The 4,447-nt window shown below is 76.7% G+C and carries 5 protein-coding genes and 1 pseudogene; all 6 read left to right on the top strand.

Annotation, left to right across the window (positions count from 1 at the left end; translation table 11 throughout):
* The first annotated feature begins 105 nt into the window (after positions 1-105).
* Positions 106-1,071, top strand: coding sequence for a UTP--glucose-1-phosphate uridylyltransferase GalU (gene galU, locus AC5FZL_RS15680; protein ID WP_493619814.1), 966 nt, complete (start codon positions 106-108; stop codon positions 1,069-1,071).
* 7 nt (positions 1,072-1,078) lie between these two features.
* On the top strand, positions 1,079-2,302 hold the full coding sequence (gene glp, locus AC5FZL_RS15675) for a molybdotransferase-like divisome protein Glp (RefSeq protein ID WP_493619813.1): 1,224 nt from the start codon (positions 1,079-1,081) through the stop codon (positions 2,300-2,302).
* A gap of 41 nt (positions 2,303-2,343) precedes the next feature.
* Positions 2,344-2,769: a cyclic pyranopterin monophosphate synthase MoaC gene (gene moaC, locus AC5FZL_RS15670; protein ID WP_493619815.1), complete on the top strand. Its 426-nt coding sequence runs from the start codon at positions 2,344-2,346 to the stop codon at positions 2,767-2,769.
* Positions 2,753-3,259 (top strand): MogA/MoaB family molybdenum cofactor biosynthesis protein, encoded by a 507-nt coding sequence (locus tag AC5FZL_RS15665; protein WP_493619812.1) that lies wholly within the window; start codon positions 2,753-2,755, stop codon positions 3,257-3,259. The genes moaC and AC5FZL_RS15665 overlap by 17 nt, the downstream gene beginning before the upstream one ends.
* Positions 3,260-3,306: 47 nt before the next feature.
* The gene (locus AC5FZL_RS15660) at positions 3,307-3,861 is read left to right on the top strand and encodes a GNAT family N-acetyltransferase (protein WP_493619811.1); all 555 of its coding nucleotides are present in this window, start codon (positions 3,307-3,309) and stop codon (positions 3,859-3,861) included.
* A 116-nt stretch (positions 3,862-3,977) separates the two neighbouring features.
* Positions 3,978-4,447, top strand: a pseudogene (locus tag AC5FZL_RS15655) (hypothetical protein); the annotation flags it as partial.

Below are 4,447 nucleotides of genomic sequence, written 5' to 3'. Positions count from 1 at the left end.
GCCTTGGCGGACGGCGCTCCGGCCGGGGGCGCGGAGGAGTGCTCCGGGGGCGCTGCGGCGTTCTCCACGACGGCCATGGTGGCCCGTCCCGGCTAGCCTGCCCGCATGACCTCGGAGACCCGCACCGTCCACAAGGCCGTCATCCCCGTCGCCGGGCTGGGCACGCGCTTCCTGCCCGCGACGAAGACGACGCCGAAGGAGATGCTGCCGGTCGTCGACAAGCCCGCCATCCAGTACGTGGTGGAGGAGGCGGTCTCCGCGGGCCTGGACGACGTCCTGATGATCACCGGGCGCAGCAAGCGGAGCCTCGAGGACCACTTCGACCGCGTCCCCGAGCTCGAGGCGAACCTCGAGGCCAAGGGCGACGACGCGAAGCTCGCCCTGGTGCGCGCCTCCAGCGAGATGGCCGACGTCCACTTCGTGCGCCAGGGCGAGGCCAGGGGGCTGGGCCACGCGGTCCTGTGCGCCAAGCACCACGTGGGCGACGAGCCGTTCGCCGTGCTCCTCGGCGACGACCTCATCGACGAGCGCGACCCGCTGCTGGCCCGGATGATCGAGGTCCAGGCCGCCCACGGCGGCAGCGTCGTGGCGCTGCTGGAGGTCCCGCGCGACCAGGTGCACCTCTACGGCTGCGCCGAGCTCGGCGAGGACGCCGCCAGCGCGGGGGAGGACGACGTCGTCCGCATCACCGGCATGGTCGAGAAGCCCGCCCCCGAGGACGCCCCGAGCAACCTCGCGATCATCGGCCGCTACGTGCTGGCCCCGCAGGTCTTCGCCGTGCTGGAGCAGACGGCGCCGGGCAAGGGCGGGGAGATCCAGCTCACCGACGCGCTGCAGGCGCTGGCGCAGATGCCGGCCGAGGACGGCGGGGGCGTGCGCGGGGTGGTCTTCCGCGGCCGCCGCTACGACACCGGCGACAAGCTCGACTACCTCAAGGCGATCGTGCGCCTGGCCAGCGGCCGCGACGACCTCGGCCCGGGCCTGCGCGAGTGGCTCACCGAGTGGGTGGCCTCCGGCTTCGACACCGAGGCCCCCACCCACGCCCCCGTCGAGCCCTCGCCCCAGGGCTGACCCCGGCGTGAAGAGCGTCGAGGAGCACCTGCGGCAGTGCCTGGCGGCGGTGGCGCCGCTGCCGCCGAGGGACGTCGCGCTCCTCGACGCCCTGGGCTGCGTGCTCGCCGAGGACGTCGTCGCCACCGGCGCCCTGCCCGCCTTCGACGGCTCGGCGATGGACGGCTACGCCGTCCTGGTCGAGGACGTCGCGGCCGCCAGCGAGGAGCACCCCGTGGTGCTGCCGGTGGTCGCCGACCTGCCCGCCGGCGTCCGCGAGGTGCCGACCCTGACCCGCGGCGCGAGCGCCCGGATCATGACCGGCGCGCCGGTGCCGCCCGGGGCCAGCGCCGTCGTGCCGGTGGAGTGGACCGACGGCGGCACCGCCTCGGTGACCATCTCCCGCGCGCCGCGGCCTGGCCAGCACGTGCGCCGGGCGGGGGAGGACGTCCAGCCCGGAGAGGCGCTGCTGGCCGCCGGCACCCGCCTGGGCGCCCGCCACCTGGCGCTGCTCGCCGCCACCGGCCGCGACCGCGCCCGCGTGCACCCCGTGCCGCGCGTCGTCGTCCTCTCCACCGGCAGCGAGCTCGTCGAGCCGGGCCGGCCGGTCGGCTTCGGGCAGGTCACCGACTCCAACAGCACGGCGCTGACCGCCGCGGCGCGCGAGGCCGGCGCGCTCGCCACCCGGGTGGGCATCGCCGACGACGACCCGGACCGCCTCCTGCAGGTGCTGGAGGACCAGCTCGAGCGGGCCGACGTCCTCATCACCTCCGGCGGCGTGAGCGCCGGGGCCTACGACGTGGTCAAGGAGGTGCTGTCCCGGCTCGGGACGGTCACCTTCGACAAGGTCGCCATGCAGCCGGGCATGCCGCAGGGCCTGGGCACCCTCGGCGACGGCACGCCGATCTTCACGCTGCCCGGCAACCCGGTCAGCGCCTACGTCTCCTTCGAGGTGTTCGTGCGCCCCGCGCTGCGCCGGATGCTCGGCGAGGCCGAGCTGCACCGCCCCACGGTCACCGCCACGGCCACCGAGGGCTGGGCCTCCCCGCCGGGCAAGCGCCAGTTCGTGCGGGCCGTGCTCAGCACCGGCGAGGACGGCCGGGCGCTCGTGCGCCCCGCCGGGGGACAGGGCTCGCACCTCGTCGCCGACCTCGCCACGGCCAACGCCCTCGCCGTGGTGGCGGAGGGGACCACCCGGGTCGAGGCCGGCACCGCGGTGCCGTGCGTGCTGCTGGAGCGGGGGCTCGCGTGACCGAGGGCTTCCCGCACCTGGACGCCGCCGGGCGGGCGCGGATGGTCGACGTCTCCGCCAAGGCCGTCACCGTCCGCGAGGCCAGCGCCGCCGGGTTCGTGCGCTGCTCCGCGGAGGTCGTCGAGGCGCTGCGCGGCGGCGGGGTCCCCAAGGGGGACGCGCTCGCGGTGGCGCGCCTGGCCGGCATCCAGGCCGCCAAGCGCACGCCCGAGCTGGTGCCGCTGGCCCACCCGGTCGCCGTCCACGCCGTCGACGTCACCGCCACGGTGGTCGACGCCGGGGTCGAGCTGACCGCCACCGTGCGCACCGCCGACCGCACGGGCGTGGAGATGGAGGCGCTGACCGCGGTGGCCGTCGCCGCCCTGGCGCTGGTGGACATGGTCAAGGGACTCGACAAGCGCTCGGAGATCACCGACGTGCGGGTCACGGCGAAGAGTGGAGGACGCTCCGGTGACTGGAAGCGCTGAGCGGGGCCCGGTGGGGCGGGCGCTCGTGGTGACGGTGTCCAACCGCGCCGCGGCGGGCGTCTACGAGGACACCGCGGGCCCGGTGCTCGTGGCCGGCCTGCGCGAGGCCGGGTTCGCCGTCGACGGCCCGCGGGTGGTGCCCGACGGCGACCCGGTGGGCGCGGCGCTGTCCGAGGCGGTCGCGCACGGGTACGACGTCGTGGTGACCACTGGAGGCACCGGACTGTCCCCGACCGACGCCACGCCCGAGCAGACCCGCCCGCTGCTGGACCGCGAGGTGCCCGGCCTGGCCGAGTCGCTGCGCGCGCTCGGCCGCGAGCAGGGCGTGCCCACGGCGGTGCTCTCGCGCGGCCTGGCCGGCCTCGCCGGGCGCACCCTCGTGGTCAACGTCGCCGGCTCGCCCGGCGCCTGCCGCGACGCCGTCACGCTCCTGGGCGCCGTGCTCCCGCACGCCGTCGACCAGGTGCGCGGCGGCGACCACCGGGGCTGAGGGTGCTCGCTCCGGGGTGGCCCGCGGTCCTTCGCGAGGGCGACGTCGTGCTGCGGCCTCTGCGCCTGCGCGACTCCAGCGCCTGGTGGGAGGTGCGCGCGGCGAACGTGGCGTGGCTCGCGCCCTGGGAGGCGACGAGCCCGGACGGCGGCCGTCCGGTGCGCTCCTTCCCGGGCCTGGTGCGCGAGCTGAACCGCCAGGGCCGCTCGGGCACGAGCATGCCGTTCGCGCTCGAGCACGCCGGGCGCCTCGCCGGGCAGGTCACCGTGGGCGGCATCACCTGGGGCGCGATGCGCTCGGCGCACATCGGCTACTGGCTCGACGGGCGCCTCGCCGGGCGCGGCGTCATGCCCACCGCCGTGGCGATGGTCGTCGACCACTGCCTCCTCGGCGTGGGGCTGCACCGGGTGGAGGTCAACATCCGGCCCGAGAACGCTGCGAGCCGACGGGTGGTGGAGAAGCTCGGCTTCCGCGAGGAGGGGCTGCGCCGGCAGTTCCTCCACATCGACGGCGGCTGGCGCGACCACCTCAGCTACGCGCTGACCTCGGAGGACGTCCCGCAGGGCCTCCTGGCGCGCTGGCGAGCGGCGGGCGCGCGCTAAGGTCCGCTGCGGCGCACGCGCGACTCGGGACGAACTGGACTCTCGTCACACCCGTCCCGGAAGACACGCCAACACCAGGTTTCACATCTGGCCCAGGAGCCTCTACAGTCCTCCTCATGGGCAGCAGCGGACTCCTCCTGGTGGGGATCGTCCTGCTGTGGGCGTTCGGCGCCGTGCCGCACTGGGTCCAGCGCCGCGAGCGCCTGGCCAGCGCCTGGGCCGCCGAGGCCACCGAGGAGGAGCTGCGGCTGCTCGAGCGCCGCAGCGAGGTGGCCGCCGGCGTCAGCGCCAGCAGCGCCGGGCTCCTGTCCCGCTCGCCGCGCCGCACCGCGCCCGCTCCTGCTGCCCCCGCTGCGTCGGCGTCCGCCGCGCCGGTTCCCGCGGGGAGGGGGAGCCGGCCGGCGGCGCCGACCACCGCGCGCCCCGGAGCGCTCGCGCCCCTGCTGCTGCTCGCCGTCACCGCGGTCGTGGCGCTGCTGCCGGCGGTGCTGGCCGTGGCCGGCGTCCTGCCGCTGCTGCTGGCGCCCGCGGGGCTGCTCGGTCTCGCCGCCACCGTCGTGGTCCTGCGCCGGCGCGCTGTCGTGCG

The sequence above is a fragment of the Quadrisphaera sp. DVD1 genome, assembly GCF_058932755.1.
Note: the sequence above shows the minus strand (reverse complement) of the source record. Positions and strands in the feature narration are given on the sequence as shown.

Bases quoted from the DNA above. Each gene is read 5' to 3' on its own strand.
- moaC (WP_493619815.1), top strand. From the start codon at position 2,344: ATGGTCGACGTCTCCGCCAAGGCCGTCACCGTCCGCGAGGCCAGCGCC.
- galU (WP_493619814.1), top strand. From the start codon at position 106: ATGACCTCGGAGACCCGCACCGTCCACAAGGCCGTCATCCCCGTCGCC.